19 protein-coding genes are annotated in these 24174 nt (G+C 71.4%); 10 read left to right on the top strand and 9 right to left on the bottom strand.

The features are described from left to right. Position 1: 1 nt before the first annotated feature. Positions 2–1699: a carboxylesterase/lipase family protein gene (locus ACI2L1_RS01545; RefSeq protein WP_404737276.1), complete on the bottom strand. Its 1698-nt coding sequence runs from the start codon at positions 1697–1699 to the stop codon at positions 2–4. Between the two features lie 190 nt (positions 1700–1889). Here ACI2L1_RS01545 and ACI2L1_RS01540 point away from each other — a divergent pair, with 190 nt between their 5' ends. Together ACI2L1_RS01540 and ACI2L1_RS01535 are read left to right on the top strand one after the other, a co-directional pair. Next, positions 1890–3290 (top strand): alpha/beta hydrolase-fold protein, encoded by a 1401-nt coding sequence (locus tag ACI2L1_RS01540; RefSeq protein ID WP_404737275.1) that lies wholly within the window; start codon positions 1890–1892, stop codon positions 3288–3290. Further along, positions 3290–4849: an alpha/beta hydrolase-fold protein gene (locus ACI2L1_RS01535; protein ID WP_404737274.1), complete on the top strand. Its 1560-nt coding sequence runs from the start codon at positions 3290–3292 to the stop codon at positions 4847–4849. Before ACI2L1_RS01540 ends, ACI2L1_RS01535 begins: the two co-directional genes overlap by 1 nt. A gap of 18 nt (positions 4850–4867) precedes the next feature. Here the strand turns inward: ACI2L1_RS01535 and ACI2L1_RS01530 are convergent, their stop codons facing one another. Continuing rightward, positions 4868–6283, bottom strand: a complete 1416-nt coding sequence (locus ACI2L1_RS01530; protein WP_404737273.1) for a hypothetical protein — start codon at positions 6281–6283, stop codon at positions 4868–4870. Between the two features lie 173 nt (positions 6284–6456). Here ACI2L1_RS01530 and ACI2L1_RS01525 point away from each other — a divergent pair, with 173 nt between their 5' ends. Continuing rightward, the gene (locus tag ACI2L1_RS01525; protein WP_404737272.1) at positions 6457–8094 is read left to right on the top strand and encodes a subtype B tannase; all 1638 of its coding nucleotides are present in this window, start codon (positions 6457–6459) and stop codon (positions 8092–8094) included. Between the two features lie 373 nt (positions 8095–8467). Here the strand turns inward: ACI2L1_RS01525 and ACI2L1_RS01520 are convergent, their stop codons facing one another. The 6 genes from ACI2L1_RS01520 to ACI2L1_RS01495 all read right to left on the bottom strand — a co-directional run bounded on the left by ACI2L1_RS01520 (position 8468) and on the right by ACI2L1_RS01495 (position 15177). Next, positions 8468–9904: an SLC13 family permease gene (locus ACI2L1_RS01520; RefSeq protein WP_404737271.1), complete on the bottom strand. Its 1437-nt coding sequence runs from the start codon at positions 9902–9904 to the stop codon at positions 8468–8470. Next, a complete protein-coding gene (locus tag ACI2L1_RS01515; protein ID WP_404737270.1) occupies positions 9901–10857 on the bottom strand; it encodes an NAD(P)-dependent oxidoreductase in 957 nt (318 codons plus the stop codon). Before ACI2L1_RS01515 ends, ACI2L1_RS01520 begins: the two co-directional genes overlap by 4 nt. A gap of 249 nt (positions 10858–11106) precedes the next feature. Further along, positions 11107–11973, bottom strand: coding sequence for a ketose-bisphosphate aldolase (locus tag ACI2L1_RS01510; RefSeq protein WP_404737269.1), 867 nt, complete (start codon positions 11971–11973; stop codon positions 11107–11109). After that, positions 11973–13406 carry a four-carbon acid sugar kinase family protein gene (locus ACI2L1_RS01505; RefSeq protein ID WP_404737268.1) on the bottom strand — a complete coding sequence of 478 codons (1434 nt, stop codon included), beginning with the start codon at positions 13404–13406 and terminating at the stop codon, positions 11973–11975. Before ACI2L1_RS01505 ends, ACI2L1_RS01510 begins: the two co-directional genes overlap by 1 nt. 37 nt (positions 13407–13443) lie before the next feature. After that, entirely contained in the window at positions 13444–14142 is a 699-nt protein-coding gene (locus ACI2L1_RS01500) for a FadR/GntR family transcriptional regulator (RefSeq protein ID WP_404737267.1), read from the bottom strand. A 123-nt stretch (positions 14143–14265) separates the two neighbouring features. Beyond that, the gene (locus ACI2L1_RS01495; RefSeq protein ID WP_404737266.1) at positions 14266–15177 is read right to left on the bottom strand and encodes a LysR family transcriptional regulator; all 912 of its coding nucleotides are present in this window, start codon (positions 15175–15177) and stop codon (positions 14266–14268) included. An 82-nt stretch (positions 15178–15259) separates the two neighbouring features. Here ACI2L1_RS01495 and ACI2L1_RS01490 point away from each other — a divergent pair, with 82 nt between their 5' ends. Further along, positions 15260–16090, top strand: a complete 831-nt coding sequence (locus ACI2L1_RS01490; protein ID WP_404737265.1) for an oxidoreductase — start codon at positions 15260–15262, stop codon at positions 16088–16090. A gap of 132 nt (positions 16091–16222) precedes the next feature. Here ACI2L1_RS01490 and ACI2L1_RS01485 read toward each other — a convergent pair whose 3' ends face one another. Beyond that, the gene (locus ACI2L1_RS01485; RefSeq protein ID WP_404737264.1) at positions 16223–17395 is read right to left on the bottom strand and encodes a serpin family protein; all 1173 of its coding nucleotides are present in this window, start codon (positions 17393–17395) and stop codon (positions 16223–16225) included. Between the two features lie 84 nt (positions 17396–17479). Between ACI2L1_RS01485 and ACI2L1_RS01480 the strand changes: the two genes are divergently transcribed. The 6 genes from ACI2L1_RS01480 (at position 17480) to ACI2L1_RS01455 (ending at position 24097) form a co-directional block, all read left to right on the top strand. Further along, positions 17480–18739 (top strand): DUF4190 domain-containing protein, encoded by a 1260-nt coding sequence (locus ACI2L1_RS01480; RefSeq protein ID WP_404737263.1) that lies wholly within the window; start codon positions 17480–17482, stop codon positions 18737–18739. Positions 18740–18886: 147 nt separating this feature from the next. Next, entirely contained in the window at positions 18887–19639 is a 753-nt protein-coding gene (locus ACI2L1_RS01475) for a GntR family transcriptional regulator (protein ID WP_404737262.1), read from the top strand. 313 nt (positions 19640–19952) lie between these two features. Beyond that, positions 19953–20144 carry an SPOR domain-containing protein gene (locus ACI2L1_RS01470; RefSeq protein ID WP_362668190.1) on the top strand — a complete coding sequence of 64 codons (192 nt, stop codon included), beginning with the start codon at positions 19953–19955 and terminating at the stop codon, positions 20142–20144. Positions 20145–20169: 25 nt separating this feature from the next. Next, on the top strand, positions 20170–20574 hold the full coding sequence (locus ACI2L1_RS01465; protein WP_404737261.1) for a (deoxy)nucleoside triphosphate pyrophosphohydrolase: 405 nt from the start codon (positions 20170–20172) through the stop codon (positions 20572–20574). A 178-nt stretch (positions 20575–20752) separates the two neighbouring features. Next, positions 20753–21160 (top strand): ATP-binding protein, encoded by a 408-nt coding sequence (locus ACI2L1_RS01460; protein WP_404737260.1) that lies wholly within the window; start codon positions 20753–20755, stop codon positions 21158–21160. A gap of 312 nt (positions 21161–21472) precedes the next feature. Continuing rightward, positions 21473–24097, top strand: coding sequence for a SpoIIE family protein phosphatase (locus ACI2L1_RS01455; RefSeq protein WP_404737259.1), 2625 nt, complete (start codon positions 21473–21475; stop codon positions 24095–24097). Positions 24098–24174 lie beyond the last annotated feature (77 nt).

Raw genomic sequence — 24174 nt, 5'->3', positions numbered from 1 at the left:
GTCAGTACTCCGTGGTCTGGGAGAGCAGATAGGCCTTGAGGAAGGCGTACTTGGCGTCGCTGTCGGCCGCGGGCAGGGGCGCGAAGGCGTCGCCGAGTTCCATGGAGAGCGGCTTGGTGGTGCGCAGGGCGGGCCAGGGCGGCAGGCCGCGGCCGTTGGGGTTCCCGGTGGCGGCGAACCGGGCCACGTACGAGGACGTCGTGTCCGCGATCGCGCGGTCCTCGTCGGTCCACGGACGGTCCGTGCCGTACAGGTTGCCGAAGAGGTAGTACTTCTCGGCGCCGTGGTAGGCGCCCGCGCCGTCGGCCGGTTCGATCGGGTTGGTGGTGTCACTGCCCGGGGGCGCGTGGGTCCACCAGTAGTTGTAGATCGCGCTGCGGTTGCCCGCGCTGTTCCGGAACTGCGTGCCCCACAGGAAGGTGGAGACGCGTTCCTCGTCGCGCGCGTAGTTGTTGTACTGGTCGGCGGCCTCGGCGTCGGTGGCGGCCGGGTAGAGCTTCAGGAAGTCCGCCGCCTGGTCGCCGAAGGTTGTGGCCGCGTACTGCTGGAACTGCGTCACCGTCATCGCGAGCGTCGGTGAAGCACCGTTCTCGTCCTTGTTGTTGCCGGTGAGGACCGGGATGTCGTACTCGGTGCCCGACTCCATGGCGCCGGTGTACGTGGTCGGCAGGACGTAACCGTCGAGGACGTTGCCGAAGTCGGTGCCGGTGGCCGGGGCGCCCGGTGCGTACACCTTGGAGACGATCTCGTCGGCGCTCAGCGCGCGCAGGCCGGCCAGGGAGGAGGCGCCCATGTAGTCGGCGAACGCGGTGCCGTTGGCCTCTGCGGTGGCCAACGAGTCGTAGCCGCCCGCCACATGACCCAGGGCCGGGTCCTTGGTGTACTGCACCCCGGCCGCGAGCAGGGCGCGGTGGAACAGGCCCCGGGCGAGTTTCGAGATCATCAGGATGTTCACGAACGACGAGCCGTGCGACCAGCCCGCCAGCGTGACGCGCTCCGGGTCCCCGCCGAACGCGGCGATGTTGCGCCGGATCCACTTCAGCGCGGCCACGGTGTCCTGCACGCCCCAGTTGCCCGAGCCGCCATGGCCGCCCTCGGCGCTCAGCTCGGGGTGGGCGAGGTTGCCGAAGGCACCGACGCGGTGGTTGAAGGTGACCACGACCACGCCCTTGGAGGCGAGCGCGGCACCGTCGTAGACCGGCTGGGAGGCCCACATGGCGCTGTTGCGGCCGCCGTAGATCCAGACGAACACCGGGCGACGGTCTTTAGAACCGGCCGAACCCGCCCCCGCCGTCCAGACGTTGAGGTTCAGGCAGTCCTCGCTCAGCGGGGGCACCTTGTCCGCGTCGATGCCGGTGACGGGCTGGGGGCAGGCGGCGCCCCAGGTGTCCGCCTTGCGCACGCCCGACCAGGAGGGCGCCGGGCGCGGTGCGCGCCAGCGGTTCGCACCGGCGGTGGAGGCGGCGTACGGGATGCCCTTGTAGACGGTGACACCGTCGAGGGCGGCGGGGACGCCGGTGACGAGGCCCGACTCGGTGCGTACGGGCCGTTCGGAGGCGGTTCGGCCGGTGGCCGAGGCGGGGGCCGCCCCCGCGGCGCCGACCAGTGCGGCACCGGCCGTGGCACCGGCGGCTCCGAGGAGGCCGCGGCGGCCGAGCGGGGTGGAGCGGAACAGGGCTGGGACATCTCTCCAAGTCAAGGGTTCTCCGTGGGGAAGGGAGGGACGGGCGGGTCGGGACATGGCCCGGGAAAGTCGACCCATGCTGTGACCCCTGTCCCCCGGGTCACAACCGGTCAGTACGGACTCACAGGTCGCGCTGTGCACGATGAGTTTGCGTTCCGCGGGAGTAGCCGTCGTCGCGGTGGCCGACATCCTGAGGGGCATGTCGATGACGAGACGCGAAATCGCCCGCGCTGTGACGGCCGCCGTCGGAGGAGCATCTCTCACGGGGACCGCCCTCGGAGCAGCTCCCGCGTACGCGACCGGGCAGGCCGGGCCGACCGGTCTGACCACCGGGCAGCACGGGAAGTACGGCCCGGTGGTCAGGCATACCGGTAGACGCCCGACCGGCTACGAGGTGACCTTCCGCTACCACGCCCCCTCCGCCGAGCGCGTCCAGTTGAAGGGCGAGTGGTACTTCGAGCGGCCGAGCGAACTGAGCCCCCGCGTCACCGGCCCCGACCACCTCGTCGAGACCCAGGGCCTGCTGCCGGCGCAGTGGCGGCCCGGCGACGTACCGGCCTCCCACCCCAACTCCACCAGCCCCGTCTGGCCGGTGGTCGACATGGTCAGGGGACGCGACGGGGTGTGGTCGTACACCACACCCCTGCCCAGCGGTGTGTACACGTACGGCTTCTTCGTCGACGCGCAGGCCGACGACACGACGACGGCCGGTCAGTTGCCCGACCCGGGCAACCCGGCCTGGAACGTGACGGACGGAGTCGTGCAGGGCAGGGCCGTCGACCGCAGTCAGATCTACGTCCCGTCGGACCCCGACTTCCGGACGGTCGACCGGTCCTGGCAGGGCCCCGCCCCGCACGGCGGCCGCGGCAAGCTCCGCTACGTCACCTATGGTTCGCCCGGTCACGTCACACCCGCCGACGAGAACTACCTGGTCGTCTACACCCCACCCGGCTACGACCCGAAGCGCGCCGAGCCCTACCCGACCCTCTACCTCAGCCACGGGGGCGGAGAGAACGAGATGGGCTGGAGCACCCAGGGCGCCATGGCCGACATCATGGACAACCTGATCGGCCACGGCGAGGTCGAGCCGATGGTCGTCGTCATGCCCAACGCGACGGGCTACGCGAGCTCGACGCAGGACCAGGCCCATCGCACCGACCTGATCGAACGGGTCATTCCCTGGGTCGAGGACCACTACAACGTCTCGACGTCGGCGTCCGACCGCGCCTACACCGGACTGTCGGCGGGCGGCATGCGCACCGCCTATCTGCTCCTGAACAACACGGAGGTCTTCGGCTACTACGGCATCATGAGCGCGGGCCTGCCCCCGAACACCACGTTGACCGAGGAGCGGAAGGCCGCCATCGGGCAGGTGTCGGTCTACGTCGGCTGCGGCTGGCAGGACCCCATCAACGTCGGCTTCTCGACGTTGCACCGGGGCCCGTTCCGCGCCGTACGGGACCTCACCGCCGCCGGCATCCACGTACAGACCGACTTCGTCGACGGCGGTCACGAGTGGCATGTGTGGCGGATCCTGCTGAGGGACTTCCTGACCCGGGTGGCCTTCCTGCCGCCGACCACGGCCTCCGCGGCCTGGGGTGCCTGATGGCCGCCACGACCACCGGCCGCCTGTGCCGAGGTGTCCTCACCGTGTCCCTGACCGCGGCGACCCTGCTCACCACCACGTCGGCGAACGCCCGCACCCCGGAGCCCGTCACCGCCCTCGGTCCCACCGTGACCCACACGGGCACGGGACCGACCGGCTACCAGGTCACCTTCCGCGTCAAGGCCCCGTCGGCCGGCTCGATGCGCATCAAGGGCACCTGGTCCTTCGCGTCGACCGCCTCCACCAGCACCGACCCGACCAACGCCACCCCCGTGTCCGCCGCCGACTGGAAACCCGGCGACTTCCCCCTCCAGTCGCCCAACCAGCCGGGCGAGGCGTGGGCCGTCGGGACCATGACCAAGGACGCCTCGGGCATCTGGTCCTACACCGTCCCGCTGCCCTCGGGCACCTTCGACTACCAGCTCTACGCCGACTGCGCCTCCGCCACGCTCACCGGCTGCACGGCGACAACCGACCCCGCCAACCCCGCCTGGACCACCGCCGGTTCGCCCGCCGTCTTCAGCCAGGTGTACGTCCCCTCCGACAGGAAGTCCGGCACCCCCGACCTCTCCTACACGGCGGACGTTCCCGCGTCCCGGCGCGGAAAGCTCACCGAGGTCACCTACCCGACGCCCAACTCCGCGACCGGTGAGCACCAGTTGGCCGTCTACACCCCGCCCGGCTACGACCCGGAACGTTCAACTCCCTATCCGGTGTTCCTCCTCAGCCACGGCGGCGGCGAGAACGAGCTCGCCTGGTCCACGCGCGGCAGGCTGGAGCAGATCGTCGACCATCTGATCGCCGCGGGGAGGATGCAGCCCGCCGTCGTCGTCATGCCCAACGGCTCCGGCATCACCATGGGCAGCTACACCACGGAGATCACCGGCACCGTGCTGCCCTACATCGAGCAGCACTACAACATCGGCACCGACGCGGCCGACCGCGCATTCGCCGGCACCAGCGCCTACGGAACCCAGGCGAACAACTTCCTCTTCGGGGACACCGGTGCCTTCGGCTACTACGGCGTGTGGTCCCCGGCCTCCGGCGCTCCCGCCGTCACGGTCACCGGCTCGGGCGACACCCCGGTCGACGAGGCGTACAAGAAGCCCGCCCTCAAGAAGCTGCTCGGCGTCCACCTCGCCATCGGACAGCAGGACCTCGGCGGCAACGCGCCCATGATGACCGCGATCACCGAACGCGAGGGCCTCATCAACGCGGGCGTGCCCTTCACCTACTACTCCGTGGGCGGCGGCCACACCTGGGCTCTCTGGCAGCGGACCCTGCACGACTTCCTCTCCCGGGTCGGCTTCCGCGCCACGACCACCAAGGTGACCACCGACGGTTCCGGGCGGCCGACGGCCACGGTCACCGCCGCGACCAGCGAACCCGCCACCCCCACCGGCACGGTTCAGTTCAAGGCCGACGGGGTCGACCTCGGGGGGCCCGTCCGGCTCCGCGGCGGCAAGGCCGTCCTGCCCGGCCGTGCCGCCGCAGGGACCGGCGAGACCATCACCGCTGTCTACAGCGGTGACAGGCTCTACAACGACAGCACCGGCTGAACCCGTGCCGTGGGCGGGTCACTTGCGCTTCTGCTCGAAGAGCCAGTCGCGGATGCCCTCGATGGTGTAGGCGGCCCGCCAGGTGCAGATGTGGTTGTCGACGGAGTTCTCCGTCAGGCCGGACCACACCACCGTGCCCTTCTTCAGGGCCACGAAGTTGACCGGGGTCTTCTCGGCCCGCATCGCCGCGGCGTACGGGGCGAACTCGGAGGGCGTGAGCTGGCCGTCCCACACCGCGCGGCTGATCTTCGCGCCCTCCTTCTCGATGGTGTCCATGATCCCGGTCATCCCGGGGTACGCCTGCTCGTCCCCCTCGGACACCACGGCCCAGATCTTCTGCTTGGCGAGCGGCTTGACCTGGGAGAGGTCGTCCCACTGGCCGGCCACGAGGAAGGAGGCGGCGAAGAGGTCGGGGTAGGTGAAGTCGAGCGCGATGGAGGTGATGGTGCCGCCGGACTGCCCTGTGGTGTAGAGGCGCTTGCGGTCGATGCGGTACTTGTCGGCCAGCGAGTCGATCAGGCCCTTGATGGTCTTCAGGGCGGGTGCGTTGCCGTCGCTGCCCTCGTCCGTCTGGCTGGTGAACTGGGGTGCCAGGACGAAGCATTCGTGCTTGGCCTGCTCGCTCGGGGTCGCCCAGATCACGGCCCCGAGTCCCTGGGTGAGGGTGATGAGCGGGTTCGTGCTGGTTGTACCGCCGTCGTGCATGAACAGCACCATCGGATAGGACTTGTGCCGGTCGTAGTTCTTCGGCACGAACAGGTTGTACTGGAGGGAGTTGCCGGTCTCGGCGTCGGTGTACTTCAACTGCTGGAAGTCGTCGACGATCAGGTTGTCGACCTTGCTCGTGGTGACGGCCGCGTCGGCGGCGTAGGCGTCACCGCCCGTGGTGGTCACGGTGCCGGCCTGGGTCACCTCGGCCGACGCCGCCTTCAGCGTGGGGCTCTTCATGCCACCTCCGCCTCCGCCCGGGCCACCGGAGGCGGAGGCGGAGGGAGAGGACGAGGGAGAGCCCGAAGGCGAGGACGAAGGCGAGGACGAAGACGAGGACGGATTCGAGAACCCGTCCTCGTACAGACGGGCCGCCTCGTCCAGGGGCGAGAGCTCGACGATGACGTAACGACCATTGATCCCGTGCCCCGCCTTCGTCGCCGCGGTGTTGGCATAGACGTTGGTCACGGTCCGGTCGGTCACCTCGAACGTCGACAGCGACAACGTCGACCCGTCGATCTCCGCGTCGTATTCGAGCGCTACGGCGGTGAGCTTCTGCCCGTCCCCGAACACCTCGGTGATCGCCGTGGCCGCGACGATGTGACCGGAACTCGCGGCCAGTTGGGTCCCGGTCAGGCTAGTGCGCTCCGAATGGACGGCGTATCCGGCGAGGGCGGGGGCGGCCGTCGCGGCGACGATCCCGGTGAGGAGGCTGCGGCGCTTCACAGGTCTTTCTCCCTTGGTGAGGACTACTGACGTTCAGGGACCCTAGGCCGCCACAGACAAGTCATGGACAATATTGTCAACAATTAATGGAACCGACAGCCGACTGACAGCACCCAGCCCTAGGTTGCTGGAGTAAACCAAACGCAGGCGGGACCCATCCGGAGGACGTCAACGTGAAGCACAAGGAAATCAAGCGCAGGTCGGTCGTGCTGGGTATCGGAGCCACCGCCGGAGCCGCGGCGGTCGGCGGGATCGCCTTCAGCGCGCAGGCGTCGACCGGGGCCGCCTCCGCCTCGTCGTCCTCCGACGGCCTGGTCTTCGATCCGGACGCCTACACCGAGATCACGACCACCCTCACGGACACCGACGGCACCGCCCACGACGTGACCTACCACTTCTGGAAGGCCATCACCTACGTCTCCAAGCCGGTCGACGAGAAGTACCAGAGCCTGATCGTCAGCGTGCCCGTCGAGATCGACGGCAAGGCCGTGGACGCCTCGAACGCGCCCATCGTGCTGTCCAACGTCATCGCCGGGTACGTCGAGTCCTCCGTGGCGGAGGCCACCGGGATCGGCGGTGCCGTGGGTGCCGGTGGACCTCCCGGCGGCGGTGCCCCCTCTGCGTCGGCGTCCGCCACCGCGTCGGCGTCCGCCTCTCCATCGGCCTCCGCCACCGCCGCCCCGCCCGGCGGCGGCGGTGGCGCGGCAGCCATGCCGCAGATGGCCCTGCTGGCCGGGTACGTCGTCGTCGAGCCCGGCGCCCGCGGCCGTACGATCACGAACTCCGCCGGTGAGTACTACGGCACCGCCCCCGCCGCGATCGTCGACCTCAAGGCCGCCGTACGGTATCTGCGCTCCAACAAGGGCCGCATCCCCGGCAACACCGACCGGATCGTCTCCGCCGGTGTGAGCGCGGGCGGTGCCCTGTCCTCACTGCTCGGCGCCTCCGGCGACAGCAAGCTCTACGACAAGCTCCTCAAGGAGGCCGGCGCCGCCGACGCCTCCGACGCGATCTTCGCGACCGGTGCCTGGTGCCCGATCACCGACCTGGAGCACGCCGACGGCGCCTACGAGTGGAACTGGGGCACCAATGTCACCCAGAGCACCGGCGCGGTCGTCGACCAGACGGTGTCAAAGGCTCTGCAGTCGCAGTTCGCCGAGTACCAGGCGAAGTTGAAGCTGCGCGGCCTGAAGGGCTCCGGCTTCGGCACGCTGACCGCGCGCAACTACGACGACTACCTGGTCACGCAGTACCTGGAGCCCTCGGCGACCACCTACCTGGCCGCTCTCTCGGACTCCGACCGCGAGACCTACCTGGCCGCCAACACCTTCATCACCTGGAAGAACGGCAAGGCCGGCTTCACCTGGGCCGACTTCCTCACCCACGTCGGCGCCCGCAAGAAGACCACTCCGGCCTTCGACGCCTTCGACCTGTCGGCCGGCGAGAACAACGAGTTCGGCGTGGGCACCACCAAGGCCCGCCACTTCACGGCGTACGGCCTGAAGAACGACACCACCGGCGTCACCAGCACGCGACTCGACAGCGACATCCCCGAGAAGCTCAACCTGATGAACCCGATGTACCACCTGGTCGAGAAGGCCAACCCCCAGCGCACCAAGCACTGGTGGATCCGGCTGGGCACCAGCGACACCGACACCTCGCACATCATCTCCGCGAACCTGGCGGCGGCCGCGGCGGGCCTCGGTGACAACGTCAACTACCTGTACTACTGGGACCAGGGCCACGGCGCCAACATCGACCTGCCCGACTTCGTGGCCTGGATCGCCAAGGTCACGGGCTACAAGAATTGACGCCCTCGTCTGCGTGAACGCAGGCGATTCCGGTCAGAACCGCTACGCGGTGCTCCCTCGGGTTCCTGCTTCACGGGCCCCTGCCACCCGGAGGTGGTCTTACAAGGCCTCCAGAGGCCTGACTTCCCGCCCGCTCGGCGGTAGGTCCGCACCTACGTTGTCGGACAAGGCGACGTCAGCAGTGGTGCTGCGCCCCTACGGGCCGCCGGGACGAGGATGCCCTACCCCTCCACCCTGAAGGGTGGAGCACTGGGCAAGTGTTCGGTAGCCCGGCACGGAAAACCGCCCGCCCGGGCCGATCGCGGCTCGGGCGGGCGGTTCCTCATACCCAGGGGCAGGTCACACCCACGGGCAGGTCATACCCACAGGCAGATCACACCAGCGGCCACAGCGCCGCGGTCAGGGCGAATCCCGCGCAGCCCATCACGGTCGTGAGGACCGTCCAGGTGCGCAGGCCCGCCGCCACGTCGAGACCGGCCAGCTTGGTGAACATCCAGTACCCGGCGTCGTTGATGTGGGACAGCGCGAGGGCACCCGCGCCCATCGCCAGGGCGACCAGCGACAGCTGACCCGTCGACAGGTCGGCGCGCTGCAGCAGCGGAGTCAGGATGCCGGCGGTCGTGATCAGGGCGACGGTCGCCGAGCCCTGGGCCGCGCGCAGGGCGAGGGAGGTCAGGAAGCCGAGCACCAGCACGGGCAGACCGGTGCGGTCCAGGACGTCGGCGATCGCGTCGCCGATGCCGCTGGCCACCAGGACCTTGCCGAAGACACCGCCCGCTCCGGCGACCAGGATGACCATCGCGACCGGCGGCAGCGCCGAGCCCATGACCTCGGCGATGTGCGCGCGGTTCCAGCCACGGCGGGCGCCCAGGAGCCAGCCGCACAGGGCGACGTCGATGAGCAGGGCCACCATCGGGGCGCCGAGGACGGTCAGCACGGCGCGGAGGGTGGAGCCCTCGGCGAGAGTGTTCTGGCCGATCGTGCCGAGCAGGATCAGCAGGATCGGGGTGACGATCAGCGCCAGGACCATGCCGAAGGACGGCGCGCGGACACCGGTCTCCGAGGGCGCCGGCTTGGTGAGCACGGCGGTGCCGTGACCGCCCTCGGCGGCGGTCGCCGCGGTGCCGGCCCCGCCCCCGTCCCCGGCAGCCTCCGGCTCGCCGTACACCTCCGCGTACACCGCAGGGTCCATCGGGTACTCACGGCGGGTGAGGCGACGGGAGACGAGGTAGCCGAGGAAGGCGACGACCGCCGTGATGGGCAGGCCCAGCAGCAGCATGAGGCCCTGGCTGGCACCGATCGTCGCGGCGACGGCGACGGCACCGGGGTGCGGCGGCAGGAAGGCGTGCACGGTGAGCATCGCGGCGCCCATCGGCAGCGCGTAGATCAGCAGCGGCTTGCGGGCGGCGCGGGCGACGCCGTACGCGATCGGCATCAGGATGATCAGGCCGACCTCGAAGAAGACCGGGATGCCGAGCACGAACCCGGCGACGGTCAGGGCGAGCGGGGTGCGGCGGGAGCCGAACTTCTCGATGAGCGAGTGCGCGAAGGCGTGGGCGCCGCCGGAGAGTTCGATGATCCGGCCGATCATCGCGCCGAGGGCGATGATGGTGGCGATGTGGCCGAGGGTGGCACCCATGCCGTCCTCGATGGTCTTCACCAGGTCGGCGGCGGGCACCCCCGCGGCGAGCGCGACGCCGACGCTGACGACCATGAGGGCGACGAACGGCTGGACCTTGGCTCTGAGGATGAGCAGGAGCAGGGTCGCCACACCGGCGACCGCGATGGTGAGCAGGGCGGCGTGGCTCATCGTCCCTCTCCTTCCGGGGATGTCACGGGGGTTGTTTCTGCTGATATTTCCGACGACTTGGGGGACAGGACGGTGACGAGGGAGGAGTCGTCGCGGGCGGCGAGCCCGGCGCGCTCGCCGAGCAGGTAGAGCTGTTCGGCCGCGGCGGCCAGCGGCACCGGGACATGGGCGTCCTTGGCGATGCCGGTGACGATGCCCATGTCCTTGACGAAGATGTCGAGCCGCGACTTGACCTCGACCTCGGCGCCGTCCTCGTACGTCCGGACCATGCGCGGCCCGCGGTCGGCGAACATGAACGACCCGGCGGCCCCGTGCTTGAGGCTCTCCACGACCGTGTCCGGGTCGAGCCCGAGCCCGCGGGCGAGCGCGATCGCCTCGGCCGCGGCGGCGATGTGCACACCGGCGAGCAGCTGGTTGACGGCCTTCATGGCCTGGCCGTCGCCGGGGCGCGGGCCGACCACCGTGAGGGTGGAGGCGAGCAGGTCGAGGACCGGCCGGGCCGTCTTCAGCGCGGTGTCGTCGGCGCCCACGACGATCAGCAGATCGCCGCTCCCGGCGCGTACCGGGCCACCGCTGACCGGCGCGTCCACGGTCAGCACCCCGTGCTCGGCGAGCCGCGCGGCGGTGGAGCGGGCCGCCTCGGGCCCGACGGTGCTGGTGAGGATCACGGCCGCGCCGGGGCGGAGGGCCTCGGCGGCGCCGTCCTTGCCGAACAGCGCGCCCTCGACCTGTGCCTGGTCGCGTACGGCGAGCACGACGACCTCGGCGTCACGGGCGGCCTCGGCGGGGGAGGCGGCGTCCCGGGCGCCGTCGGAGGCGGCGAGGGCGGCTCGCCGGTCGGCGGCGATGTCGTAGACGGACACGGGCAGTTCACCGGCGAGCCGGCGCGCCATGGGGAGGCCCATGGCGCCCAGACCGATGACGGCCGTGCGGGGAGGGGGGTGCGGAGACATCTTTGTCCTCCTAGGGGAGAAGGGCAGGGCTCTGCCGGGGGGCGTGGGCAGAGGGGGAGAGGGAGGGCGCACAGCCGCGGCGCGGGCGAGGGGGTGGCGCGGGGGCGGCGGCTGTCGGGGCGGCTCGCGAGGGTGGCGCGATACGGCGGTCGGTCGTACGACGGGCTCGTGCCGTACGACGATGGAGTGCGGGGCGTTGTCGGCGGGCCGGGCTCGGCGCGACCGCGTCTCAGCTGGTCCGGGGTAAGGTCACGCGCTTCCTCCCTCGGCGTGGGGGCTCAGGCGTCCGATGACCTCCAGCGCGGCATCCCGCACCGCGTTCCGGCCCGCCGTCCACACGGCGACCACGTCGGAGCCGGGCAGCGCGGAGGGGAGGGCCGCGTGGACGGCGTCCAGGTAGGCGCGGCGGAGTTCGGCGTTGACGTTGACCTTGGCGACCCCGCGGGCGAGGGCGCCGTGCAGTTCCTCCACGGGCAGTCCGCTGGCGCCGTGCAGGACCAGCGGGACCGGTACGAGTTCGTGGATCGCGGCCAGTCGGTCGAGGTCGAGGCGGACCGGGTCTCGGGTGAAGCCGTGGACGTTGCCGACGGCGACGGCGAGCGCGTCCACGCCCGTCGCGGCCACGAACTCGGCCGCCTGCACGGGGTCGGTCATCGCCGCGTCCGTCGCGACGGCGTCGGTGGAGACGTCCTCGTCGCCGGGCAGGGCGCCCAACTCGGCCTCCACCCAGGCGCCGTGGTCCCGGGACCGCCGTACGGCCTCCTTCGTGAGTGCCATGTTCTCGGCGAAGGGCAGGTGGGAGCCGTCGACCATGACGGAGGTGTAGCCGCTCTCCAGGCAGGCCGTGATCTCGGCCAGGTCCCGGCTGTGGTCGAGGTGCACCCCGAGGCGGGCGGTGCCGGAGTCCTCGGCGGCGTCCAGCGCCAGCCGCATCAGGGTCTCGCGGCCGGCGTGCTTGAAGGGGCTGGAGCCCGCCTGGATCAGCACGGGTGTGCCGGCGGCCTCGGCGGCGGCCGTGATGCCCTGGACGGTCTCCAGGTTGTAGACGACGAACCCGGGCAGCGCGTGCCCGGCGGCCGCGGCCTGCTTCAGGGCGTCGGTTCCGTGCAGCAGCATCAGGCGCTCCGGAGCAGGTCGAGGGCGTCGGCGAGGGCGTCGGGTCCGCCGACGTTCCCGGCGAAGACGATGTAGGGGATGCCGGCGGCGGGCCCGTCGACCGGTTCCCACAGGGAGACGATCCCGGGCAGCAGCGTGCCCCGGGCCCAGGCGCGGCGGATCTCAAGACCGTGGGTGGCGGTGTCGCTTGAGGTGATGCCGCCCTTGGCGATGACGAAGGCGGGCCGCCGGATGGCGTTGACCTGCCGTACGGCCGTCACGAGCGCGGCGGAGACCCGGCGCGAGATCGCCAGACTGTCGTCCGCGTCGGCTCCCGTCACCAGGGTGCGCGAGGTGCGGATCACGGCGTCGGTCGTCTCCAGCGCGCCTGCCGCGGCGGCCGCGACCTCCGCGATATGGGCGTCCCGCCGGTCCTCGTCGAGCAGGAGGGCCACATCGAGCTCGTACTCGGCGATCCCGCCGCGCTCTCGCAGCCGGTCCAACTGCCGTGTCGTCAGCGACACATGGGACCCCACGGCGATCAGCCCGTGGGGCGCGTCCCCGCGCAGCGGCCGCAGTTCCGCCGCGGTGAGCGGGGCCCGGCCGGCCTGTCCGGCACGGGCGCGTACGAAGGACGGCCCGACCCGGTAGAGCAGCCGGGTGCCCTTGGACTCGGCCTCGGCGAGGGCCAGCGCGAGGACCCGCAGATCGTCGTCGCACACGGCGTCCACCACGGCCGTACGACCGCCGCTCAGCGAGGACAGCAGCCGTGCCGTATGGGTCGGGCCGCCGCCGCGCAGGTCGTCGAGGGTGATGCGCAGGACCTCGTCGGCGGCCGTGCGTCCGCCGGTCTTCTCCTCGACCCAGTCGGGCAGCGAGGAGTTGCGGTAGCCGAAGGTGGCGTCGCGGGCGAACTCGCTCTCGCCGACCGGGAGGAGGCCGTCGGGGGTGCGCATCCAGTGGCGGGAGTCCACGGTCAGCCGGCCGGCCTCGATGTAGGCGGGGACCAGCACCACACCGTCCACCGCGTCGAGTTCCTCGGCCAGGACGTCGGTCTCCAGCGGGAAGTGGCCGCGCAGGGTGGAGTCGCCACGGCTGGCGAGGACGTATCCGGTGCCCTCGGCCTTCGCGGCCTCCTTCAGGGCGCGGACCACCTCGCGGTTGCGGGTGGCGGCGTCCTCGGGGGACAGGCTGCGGGTGTTGGTGAGGACGAAGAAGGCGGAGCTGTCCTGGCGCAGCGCCCAGCGCAGGTCGTCCACCGTCCAGGAGGTCAGGACCGGGACGTCGGCGACCGTCTGGGTGCCGGTCGGGTCGTCGTCGAGGACCACGAGACGGGGGCCGCCGGCGATCCGGGCGGCCACCTCGGAGGCGCTCACCTCCCGGACCGGGGGGAGCCCTTCCAGCACCGTGGCCTCGGGGACGGGGACCGTGTGGGCATGGCGGGGTAGGGACATGGCGAATTCCTGTTGCTGTGCGGGGAGTCGGGGGGTGTCAGTCGAGGTCGCGCTTGATGACGTGGGTGCGCAGATCGTCGGCGGTCTGGTTCATGTGACCGTCCATGGCGGACCGGGCCGCGTCGGGGCTGCCGGACTCCAGCGCGGCGAGCACGGCCTCGTGGTGCGCGATGGCGTTGATACGGATCTCGGGCACGGCCGAGGTCTCCCGGCGCCCCTCCACGAGCAGCGGCCCGAACGGCTCGAAGAGCAGCGGCACGAACAGGTTGCCCGTCGCCCGCATCACCGTGTCGTGGAAGTCGATGTCGGCCTGCACGAACTGCTCGGTGTCACCCGCGTCGGCCGCCTCGCGCATGCTCGCCAGGTGCTGGCGCAGCACGTCCAGGTCCTCCTCGGTACGGCGGGAGGCGGCGAGCTCGCAGGCGCCGTTCTCGATGAGCCGGCGCGCCTCGATCAGCCGCTCCGACAGGGCGCCGCTCGCGGTACGCGAGGCCGCCCGCACCACCGGCTCCAGGGCGGTCCACCGGTCCGGGGCGTTGACGTACGTCCCCCGGCCGCGCAGCACCCGTACGACGTTCTGCGCCCGCAGCTGCTTGACCGCCTCACGCACGGTCAGCCGGCTGACCCCACCCTGCTCCGAGAGCTCCCCCTCGGGCGGGAGCGCGGAGTCCGGCGGGTACTGGCCGTCGATGATCGCGGTGAGCAGCTGCTCGGCGAGGTCGTCCGAGAGCGACATGGCGGGAACCTCTTCGTTCGGCGATGACGTCTGACGTCAGACATCTGATGTCTATGTGCCGGAAACGATGACACCGGAGGCGTAGCTCGTCAATACCCCGGACGAAAGGGATGCGGGAATCCGTCACGCCGCCCCCGCCGCCGCGCGGCACGCCTCCGCGTACCCCCGCACCAGCGCCCGCTCCCCGTCCTCCTTGCGCCAGGCCAGGGCGTACCTGCTCGGCCCGATGCCCCGCACCGGGCGGGTGACCACGCCGCCCAGGGTGATCAGCGGCGCGTTGCCGGCGGCCACGAGGCAGACGCCCAGGCCGGCCACGAGGGCCTCGTAGGTCTCCTCCGTGCCGGCGATCTCCGCGCCGATGCGGGGCGGGCGGCCGGAGCGTTCGTCGAGGGCGAGCCAGAAGTCGCGCAGGGGGCCCGCGCTCGGCGGCAGGGCGAGGAACGGTTCGTCGGCCAGGTCGGCGAAGTCGACCTCCTCGCGGGCGGTGAGCGGATGGGCGCCGGGGAGGGCGACCAGGCGTGGCTCCTCGGCGACCACGGTCCACGCGTAGCGCTCCTCGTCGGGCAGCGGCAGCCAGACGAACGCGACCTGGGTCCCGCCGTCGGCCAGGCCCGCGGTCGGGTCCTGCCAGCCCATCTGCCGCAGACGTACGACCGCCTCCGGGTGCGCGGCCGTGAAGCGGGAGCGGATCGCCGGGAGCAGGCCGCCGCGACCGGGGCTGGTGCTCATGCCCACCACCAGCGTGCCGCGCCGCGCCGCCCGGGCCGACGTCATCGCGCTGTCCGCCGCCGCCCAGTCCGCCAGCACCCGCCGGGCATGCGGCAGCAGCGTCTCGCCGGCTTCGGTGAGCAGCACACCGTGCCGGTCCCGCCGGAACAGCTCCACGCCCAACTGCCGCTCCAGCGCCCGGATCTGCTTGCTCAGCGCGGGCTGCGACACGTACAGCCGCTCGGCCGCGCGCGTGAAGTGCAGCTCCTCGGCCACCGCCAGGAAGTAACGCAGATCCCGTACGTGCACATCGGTCGTCATAGCCATCGGTTATCACCAAGGGTCTTGGACGGGCAACCGGCTTCGGCAGCAGGCTGGTCCGTGGAAGCACCCGGCAAGAGGAGTCGTCATGAACAAGGTCTGGCTGATCACGGGCGCGAGCAGTGGGTTCGGTCGGGCGATCGCCGAGGCGGCCCTGGCCGACGGCGATGTCGTGGTGGGCGCGGCCCGCAGGCCCGAAGCGCTGGACGACCTCGTGGCCGCCCACCCCGACCAGCTGGAGGCACTGCGCCTGGACGTGACCGACACGGCCGCCGCGGAGGCCGCCGTACGAGACGTGCTGACCCGGCACGGGCGGATCGACGTGCTCGTCAACAACGCGGGCCGGACGCACGTCGGTGCCTTCGAGGAGACCACCGACGACGAGCTGCGCGAGCTGTTCGACCTGCAGGTCTTCGGCCCTGCGGCGCTCGCACGGGCGGTGCTCCCCGGCATGCGCGAGCGGCGCTCGGGCGCGATCGTGCAGATGAGCAGCATGGGCGGCCAGCTGTCCTTCGCGGGGTTCTCGGCGTACAGCGGAACGAAGTTCGCTCTGGAGGGCATGTCCGAGGCGCTCGCCGACGAGGTGCGCGAGTACGGCATCAAGGTGCTGATCGTGGAGCCGGGGGCTTTCCGCACCGCGCTGTTCGACGCGAGCCGGGCGGGGATCAGCGCCGACAGCGGTGTCTACGGCAAGGTGAGCGAGACCCGCGGGTTCGTCTCCGGCGGCGGCGGCACCCAGGCCGGCGACCCCGCGAAGGCGGCGTCCCTGATCCGCGCCGCGCTCGACGCCGAGGAGACCCCGCTGCGCCTGCCTCTCGGCGACGACGCGGTGACGGCCGTGCTCGACCACCTCGACGCCGTCCGGTCCGACGTCACCACCTGGGAGAACAGCGCCCGGGCCACCGCCCTCGACGAGTGAGCGTCAGATCAGATCGAGTCGGATGGTCGTGCCGTCCGGGGCGTCATGGACATGCTGGGCGGTCGGCCCGCGGACACGCGTCGACCGCGTCCTTGGCGGCAAGACCTGCACCCCTGCGTCGAGCAGGAGGCGTCACCACGGCTCGTCCACCCACCCCGCCGCCAGTGCCAGCCGCGTCTCCCGGTGTACGGCGAGGAAGCCGAACGGGCGGTCCAAGGTGGCCGTGACCACGGTCGCCGTGTACCGGGGCGTGGGTGGCGGACCGCCCGGTGCCGCGGCGACCGCCGTCACCGCCGCCGCCTCGAAGCCGAGCGCGTCGAAGCGGGCCAGCACGGACTGTCGTGCGGAGCCGACGGCCAGGGGTGAGGCGCTGATGCCGGGGAAGTGGCCACGGCTGGTGTCCCGGGCCGTGCTGAGGCCGAACAGCCCGTGCAGATCCAGCAGATCGTGGTGGGCCCGCACCTCGAACGCCGTCGTCGTCACCTCCAGCGCCGGAGGCCGAGGAGTGACGCACGGGCGCTCCTCGACCCGCAGCCCCGGCCCCGCGGGGCCGAGCGGAAGCAGCGCCCCCTTGACGACCGGGCACGCGCCGTCGAGTGCGGCCGTCCCCGCCCCCAGCACCTGACCCGGCGTCATGTGCTCGTCGCCGAGCAGGAGATGGACGTCGACGCCGTTGTCACCGAGCACCCTCACCTCGGTGACCCGCCCTCCGTTCACCGCCGCCACCCCGACCCGGTCCAGCCGCACGCTGCGCCGGCTCAGCCCGCGCAGGGTGCGGCCCCGCCAGGGCCCCGCGGACGGCCGTACCGGACGCTCCTCGAAGGGCCGCAGCCACGTGGTCCGCAGGGCGAGCGCGCTCGCCAGGACCAGCGCGGTGTCGTCCCGCACCTCCACCGGCATCCGCTCGATCAGCCCGCCCGTCCGCTTCCCGGCCCAGGCGTCCAACTCCCGCTGGTCGGCGGCCGGATCCCCGCCAAGAACGCCGTGCGCGTCCGCGGGCAGCCCGTCCGCCCACTCCTCCCGCAGCTCCAGGGTCCGCCTGGTCCAGAGCCCGAGGGCCGCGTCCACCCCGGGAGCGTTCGCCATCGTGTGCAGCAACTCCCGTGCCGCCGCGGCAGATTCGTCCGCCGGGAGCCCCACGGCCGCCGCCAGTTCGGCCCGTGCCGCGCCCGCCGCCCCGTCGGCCAGGAAGGCCAGCAGCGGCCACACCCCGGCCGCCGAGAACACCGTGCCCCCGGAAGCCGTCCCCGCCCACTGTGCCGTGAGCCCGTTCACCGCCCGGTTCGTCGTACCCGCAACCGGCATTCCGCCCCCACCCGCCCCGCGCATACCATGCGCCCTGTCGTACGTCAGTTCCCCACCACAGCCCGAACCAGGAGCACGGTACCCGTGTCCATACCCCCGCCCCCTGGGCCACCTCGGCCCGACCCCGCCCAGGGGCCGTCCCCGCTCCCGGACCCGTACGGGCCGCCGCCGCAGGGACAGCAGCCGTATGGGCCGCCGCCCCAGGGGCCGCAGCCGTACGGACAGCCGTACGGGCAACCCTATGGCCCGCCGTACCAGGGCTGGGGCCAGGGATACAGCCCCTACGCCCGCCCGAAGTCGGTCAACGGCCTCGCCGTCGCCTCCCTGGTCCTCGGAGTCCTGTGCTGCTTCCCGGCCGTGGGACTCGTGCTGGGCGTGATCGCGCTCGTGCAGATCAAGAGGAAGGGGCAGTCCGGCAAGGGCCTCGCGATCGCCGGATCGATCCTGTCGTCGCTCGGCCTCGCGCTGTGGGTGACCGCGCTCGCCACCGGAGGGTTCTCCGACGCGTGGGAGGGGTTCAAGAAGGGCGCGACCGAGGGCGCGGCCTTTTCGGTGGCCAAGGGCCAGTGCTTCGATGCGCCGGGGGAGTCCCTCGGAGGCCTGACCTACGACGTCGACGAGGTGCCCTGCGCGGGTGAGCACGAGGGCGAGGTGTTCGGCGAGTTCAGGATGACCGGCTCAGCCTTCCCGGGGGACGGCGCGGTCTCCGACGCCGCCGACGAGAAGTGCTACCCGCTCCAGGACGCCTACGTCATGGACACCTGGGCGCTCCCGGACGACGTCGACGTCTACTACTTCGGCCCGACCCGGCAGAGCTGGCGCCTCGGCGACCGCGAGGTCACCTGCATCTTCGGCAACACCGACGAGACCGGCACCCTGACCGGCTCGCTGCGCGCGGACGAGACCACGCTCGACACGTACCAGATCGCCCTCCTCACCTCCCTCAACGCCATGGACACCGTGCTGTGGGAGGAGCCCGAGGACTACCCGGAGGACGACCTGCCCGGCTACGAGGACTGGTCGCGGGACGTCCACGACAGCCTCGACGAGCAGATCAAGGCCCTGCGCGCGCACTCCTGGCCGGCCGAGGCCGACAAGCCGGTCGCGGCCCTGGTGAAGGACATGGAGGACGCGCGCGACGAGTGGGCGAAGGCGGCCGCCGCAGCGGCCGACGACGACGTGGACACCTTCTACACCCACTACGACAAGGGCTACGAGTACGTCGACGGCACCAGCACGGTCACCGCACGCAAGGCTCTGGGGCTGGCCACCAAGCGGCCCGAGTACGACGAGGACTACGACGACGGGAGCGGTGACTCGGGCAGCGGCGAACTCGATGTGTGAGCGCGCCCATAGCGGGGAGAAAGTGCCTGCGTAAAGGCCGCCACGGGAACATGTCATCACATCGAGTGATTCTCTGGCCTTTGCTTGCATGGCCGAACCCACGGTTGCCAGGCTGTTGCTGTCTGTACAACCTGATGGGAGCGGCCAGTGACATTCGGTGAGCAGCCGGCGTACCTGCGTGTCGCGGGTGATCTCCGTAAGAAGATCACCGACGGTTCGCTGCCACCGCACACCCGTCTGCCGTCCCAGGCCAGGATCCGCGAGGAGTACGGCGTCTCGGACACCGTCGCCCTTGAGGCGCGCAAGGTGCTGATGGCCGAGGGCCTGGTCGAGGGCCGCTCCGGCTCCGGTACATACGTCCGCGAGCGGCCCGTGCCCCGCCGTATCGCCCGCTCCGGCTACCGCCCGGTCTCCGGCGCCACCCCCTTCCGGCAGGAGCAGGCCGACGGGGAGGGGCGCGGGACCTGGGAGTCCAACAGCGCGCAGACCGAGGCCTCCACCGTCATCGCCGAGCGGCTGGCCGTCCGGCCCGGCGACCGCGTGATGTGCACGAAGTACGTCTTCCGGGAGGCCGGTGAGCCGATCATGCTCTCCACCTCCTGGGAGCCCCTCGCGGTCACCGGGCGCACCCCCGTGATGCTCCCCGAGGAGGGCCCCCTCGGCGGCATGGGCGTCGTCGAGCGGATGGCCGCCATCGACGTCGTCGTGGACAACGTCACCGAGGAGGTCGGCGCCCGCCCCGGCCTCGCCGAGGAACTCCTCGCGCTGGGCGGTGTGCCCGGCCATGTCGTCCTCGTGGTCCACCGCACCTACTACGCCTCGGGCCGCCCCGTGGAGACGGCTGACGTGGTCATCCCGGCCGACCGCTACCAGGTCGCGTACCACCTTCCGGTGAAGTAGCGCGCCCCCGGGGAAGTTGCCCCGGGCGAAGACTCAACCGGCCTCCAGGCAAACGCCGTTCGAATTCGGCCGTTCTCGCAGGTCGACACCACTGTTGCAGGGCTGCCCCTGACTGGAGGTGTCGCCGTCCACCGGGGGCGTGTTCACCACCGCGCGCCCCCTGCCGGTGGAGTCCGTCCTGGCTGGTTGCGTACCTCTTTGTGAAAACGCGTGTTCGCTGCGTAAAGGTAGGGCGTAGGCTCGGGCATATGCGGATTGCGGTTTCCTTATCGGGTGGGGCTCGACGCAGGTCGGGAAGGAGCGGTGGGGCGCAATGAACGACGGCACGATCACTCTTCCCTGGCTCGTCATACGACAGGACGACAGCGGCAATCGGTACCGCGTGGGCAGGTACGCGACCCGGGCGGAGGCCCAGAAGATCGCGGACAGCCTCGACTCCCGCGGCCACAAACAGCTCTACTGGGTCGAGCGCATCAGCCAGAACGGCGCCGGCCCGGCCGACTGACCGAGCCTCCCGTAGGCTCCGGCGCATGACGGAACGGATCGTGGTGGTGGCGGCCGCCCTGTACGACGGCGACCGCCTCCTCGCAGCCCGTCGCAGCGCGCCTCCTGAACTGGCCGGACGCTGGGAACTGCCGGGCGGCAAGGTGGAGCAGGGGGAGACGCCGGAGCAGGCGTTGTCCCGCGAACTGCGTGAGGAGCTCGGTGTGGCGGCGGAGGCGGTGGAGCGCGTCCCGGGCGAGTGGCCACTGAAGCCTCCGTATGTCCTCCAGGCGTGGAGGTCTCGCCTCCTCCCCGGCTCCCCGGACCCCAAGCCCCTGCAGGACCACGACGCACTCCGCTGGCTTCCCCCGGACCAGATCTGGGACGTGGACTGGCTCGACCAGGACGTGGAAGCGGTCAGGGAAGCTGTTTCCAGGGGCGCGGGGCTGTGACATTGTGCGGCTCCGCCGCGTGGGCGCGACCAGCCACAACAAGCCCGCACCCGCCCCACAGCAGAACCCCCCGAGCTCTTGGGCGCCCCGTGTTCCACCATTCGACACGGTAACGCTCCCGCAATATCGGGTATGTGCCCCTTAACCCCAAGAAAGCGGACATGGGCTTGCCCGGGATGTGATCGGCGTGATCGACACAGAAGGCGGCTGCGCCGAGTGGACCTTCCCGGCGGACCCGGGCGCCGTACGCGCCGCCCGCACAGCCGTCCGTAACCGGCTGGCCGCCTGGAACCTGGACGGCCTCGCCGACATCGCCGCCCTGCTGGTCAGCGAGCTGGTGACGAACTCCCTGCGGCACGCCACCGGCCCCATCGGTGTCCGCCTGGTTCGCCCCGACGGTGCCGACGGCGTCCTCCTGGTGGAGGTCTCCGACCCGCTCCCCGACCCGCCCCGCCAACGCGTCGCCGACCTGGACGACGAGAGCGGCCGCGGCCTGCAACTGGTGGCCCACGTCGCGAACCGCTGGGGTACCCGCCCCGGCGCGACGGGCAAGACGGTCTGGTTCGAACTCGCGGTACCGCGATGAACAGGACCTGATCGCGATGAACGGGACTTGATCAGGATGAACGGGACTTGATCGCGATGAAGAACACCTGTACGGCGCCCCTCCCCTTGTCCAGCGAATGGTTCAGGCCAGTGGCGGTTGTCGACGGGTGGGATTCGACGCAGTGTCCGCTGGTTAGAAGACTGGAAGTGTTGTCGCAGTCCGGACCGAAAATCGTCGGGATCGTGCTGTGATCGTGAACACCGTGTTGTGCGGCGCCGTAGTGCTGGATACTGCGGGCAGCCGCCCCCGGTGACCGGTGCCGGACGCGGTGAGCTGGAGGGGACGGTTCGCGTGAGCGAGATACCAGCGAAGGCCACGGAGTCGAATGACCCGTCGGGCGACGCGAGGGCGGAGGCCGCGGGTGATGCCGCGGCACATCTCCGTACCGGCGACGCGCCCTTCGGCGACGCCATGTGGCAGAGCAGCCCGCCCGGCTCGATCTACGACTACATCAAGGTCGCGTCCTTCTCCATAGGCCCCGACGGCCTCGTCGACCAGTGGAGCCTGCGCGCCGAGCAGCTCTTCGGCATCGCCGCCGAGCGCGCCGTCGGCATGGACCCCATCGAGGCGTTCATCGACCCGGACCTGCACGAGCAGGGCCAGCGCAAGATGGCCGAGATCCTGGACGGCCGTGAGTGGACCGGAGTGGTCCCCTTCCGGGTGCCGGCGCCGGCCGAGGGCGAGTGCGGCCGGGAGGGCCTCGCCGAGGTCTACGTCATGCCGACGCGGACCGAGGAGGGCGACAAGGCCGCCGTCTGCATCGTCGTCGATGTGCGCACGCTCAGGAGCATCGAGACCGACCTCGCCGCCTCGCAGGCGATTTTCGGTCAATCTCCCTTCGGATTCGTGCTGATCGACCCCGACCTGCGGGTTCGCCGCGTCAACTACCGTTTCGCCTCCCTCTTCGGCGGCACCCCGGACGACCACCGGGGCAAGGGAGTCCACGACTATCTGCCGCGTCCCGAGGCCGAGCGGGTCACCGCGACCCTGCGCCGGGTCCTGGAGACCGGCGACTCCATAACGGACATGCACGTCACGGGCTTTCTGCCGGGCTCCGACGAGCGCCGCCACTGGTCCATCAACCTGTACCGGGTGCGCAGCGGGTCCGGCCGGCCCATCGGGATCGCCTGGCTGGGAACCGACATCACCGCCCGTCGCGCCGCCGCCCGCGAGGCCGCCGCCGCCCGGCGCAATCTCGCCCTCCTCAACGAGGCCGGCGCACGCATCGGCAACTCCCTCGACCTGGAGACCACGGCCCGCGAACTCCTCGACGTGGTCGTCCCCGGCTTCTGCGACCTGGCCACGGTCGACCTCTACCAGGGCCTGCTGGCCGGCGACGAGACCCCACCGGGCCTCGCCGACGGCAGCGCCGAACTGCGCCGGGTCGCCTTCGCCAGCGCGGTCTCCGATGCCCCCCTCATCGGCTCCGGCGACCCCGTCTCGGTGGGCGCCGTCCACCACTACCCCTTCAACTCGCTCTGCGCGGACGCCCTGCGCACCGCACGCCCGCAGTACATCCCGGCCGAGGAGGGCGGCCCCGTCCAGTCCACGCTGGCTGTGCCGATGGTCGCCCACGACACCGTCGTAGGCCTCGCGCAGTTCGCCCGGACGAAGGGCAGCGAGCCGTTCGGCGACCGGGACCGGGGCCTGGCGGTGGAGTTGGCGGCCCGTGCCGCGGTCTGTATCGACAACGCGCGCCTGTACCGGCGGGAGCACGAGCGGGCGCTGATACTGCAGCGGTCCCTGCTGCCGCCCGGCGACCCGGTCGCCTCCGGCCTGGACATCGCCTGCCGCTACCTGCCCGGCAACTCCTCCGCGGACCGGCCCAGCGAGGTCGGCGGCGACTGGTTCGACGTCATCGAACTGCCCGGACACCGTACGGCGTTGGTGGTCGGGGACGTCATGGGCCGAGGTCTACGCGCGGCGGTGGCGATGGGTGAACTCCGCTCGGCCGTACGGACCCTGGCCCTGCTGGACCTCGAACCGGCCGAAGTGCTCTCCGCGTTGGACGAGATCGCCCGCGGACTGGGCGCCCCCGGCGGGGTCCAGCAGGCCACCCGCGCGGCCCGCCGCCCCCGCGAGGCGGACCTCTCCGAGGTGTACCTCGCGACCTGCGTCTACGCCGTCTACGACTCGGTGACCAGGCGCTGCACCTTCGCCAACGCGGGCCATCTGCCTCCGGTGCTGGTCGAGCCCGGGGAGGACGCGCTCATGCTCGACGTGCCGCCCGGCATGCCACTCGGCGTCGGTGGCGAGCCCTTCGAGGAGGTCGAGGTCGACCTACCCGAAGGTGCCCTGCTCGCGCTCTACACGGATGGACTGGTCGAAAGCCGCGATCACCCCCTGGACGAAGGCCTCCAGGCGTTCGTAGGTGCGCTCACCGACCCCTCCGCCCCCCTGGAGGACGTCTGCGACCACGTCCTCAACACCCTCGACACCCATCACGGCGAGGACGACATCGCGCTGCTGATGGCACGTGTCCAGGGTCTGCCCGCCGGGTCCGTCGGCGACTGGACGCTCCCGCGCGAGCCGCGCAGTGTGGGCCGGGCCCGCGAGTACGCGCGCGGCCAGCTGCTGAGCTGGGACCTGGAACCCCTGGTCGACACGACGGAACTCCTGGTCAGCGAACTCGTCACCAACGCCCTGCGCTACGGCGAGGGCGACATCCGGCTACGCCTCCTCCTCGACCGCACCCTGGTCTGCGAGGTCTGGGACTCCGGCCTGGTCCAGCCCCGCCGCAGGCGCGCCCGCGACACCGACGAGGGCGGCCGCGGCCTGCAACTGGTCGGCCTGCTCAGCGCGGCCTGGGGCTCCCGCCGGACACCGCGCGGCAAGACGGTGTGGTTCGAACTGCCGTTGCCCGACGGGGAGAACGGCATGGTGGACCCGGCGGAGGCGTTGCTCAGCCTCTTCTAGGCGGTCGGGCGAGGTCGGCTGCGGTTCGGCAGCGCCCTGATGGGGCGCGGGGTCGATATGCGGCTTCCGCCGCGACA

The sequence above is a fragment of the Streptomyces sp. NPDC019531 genome (assembly GCF_044903305.1).
Taxonomy (GTDB): Bacteria; Actinomycetota; Actinomycetes; order Streptomycetales; family Streptomycetaceae; genus Streptomyces.
Note: the sequence above shows the minus strand (reverse complement) of the source record. Positions and strands in the feature narration are given on the sequence as shown.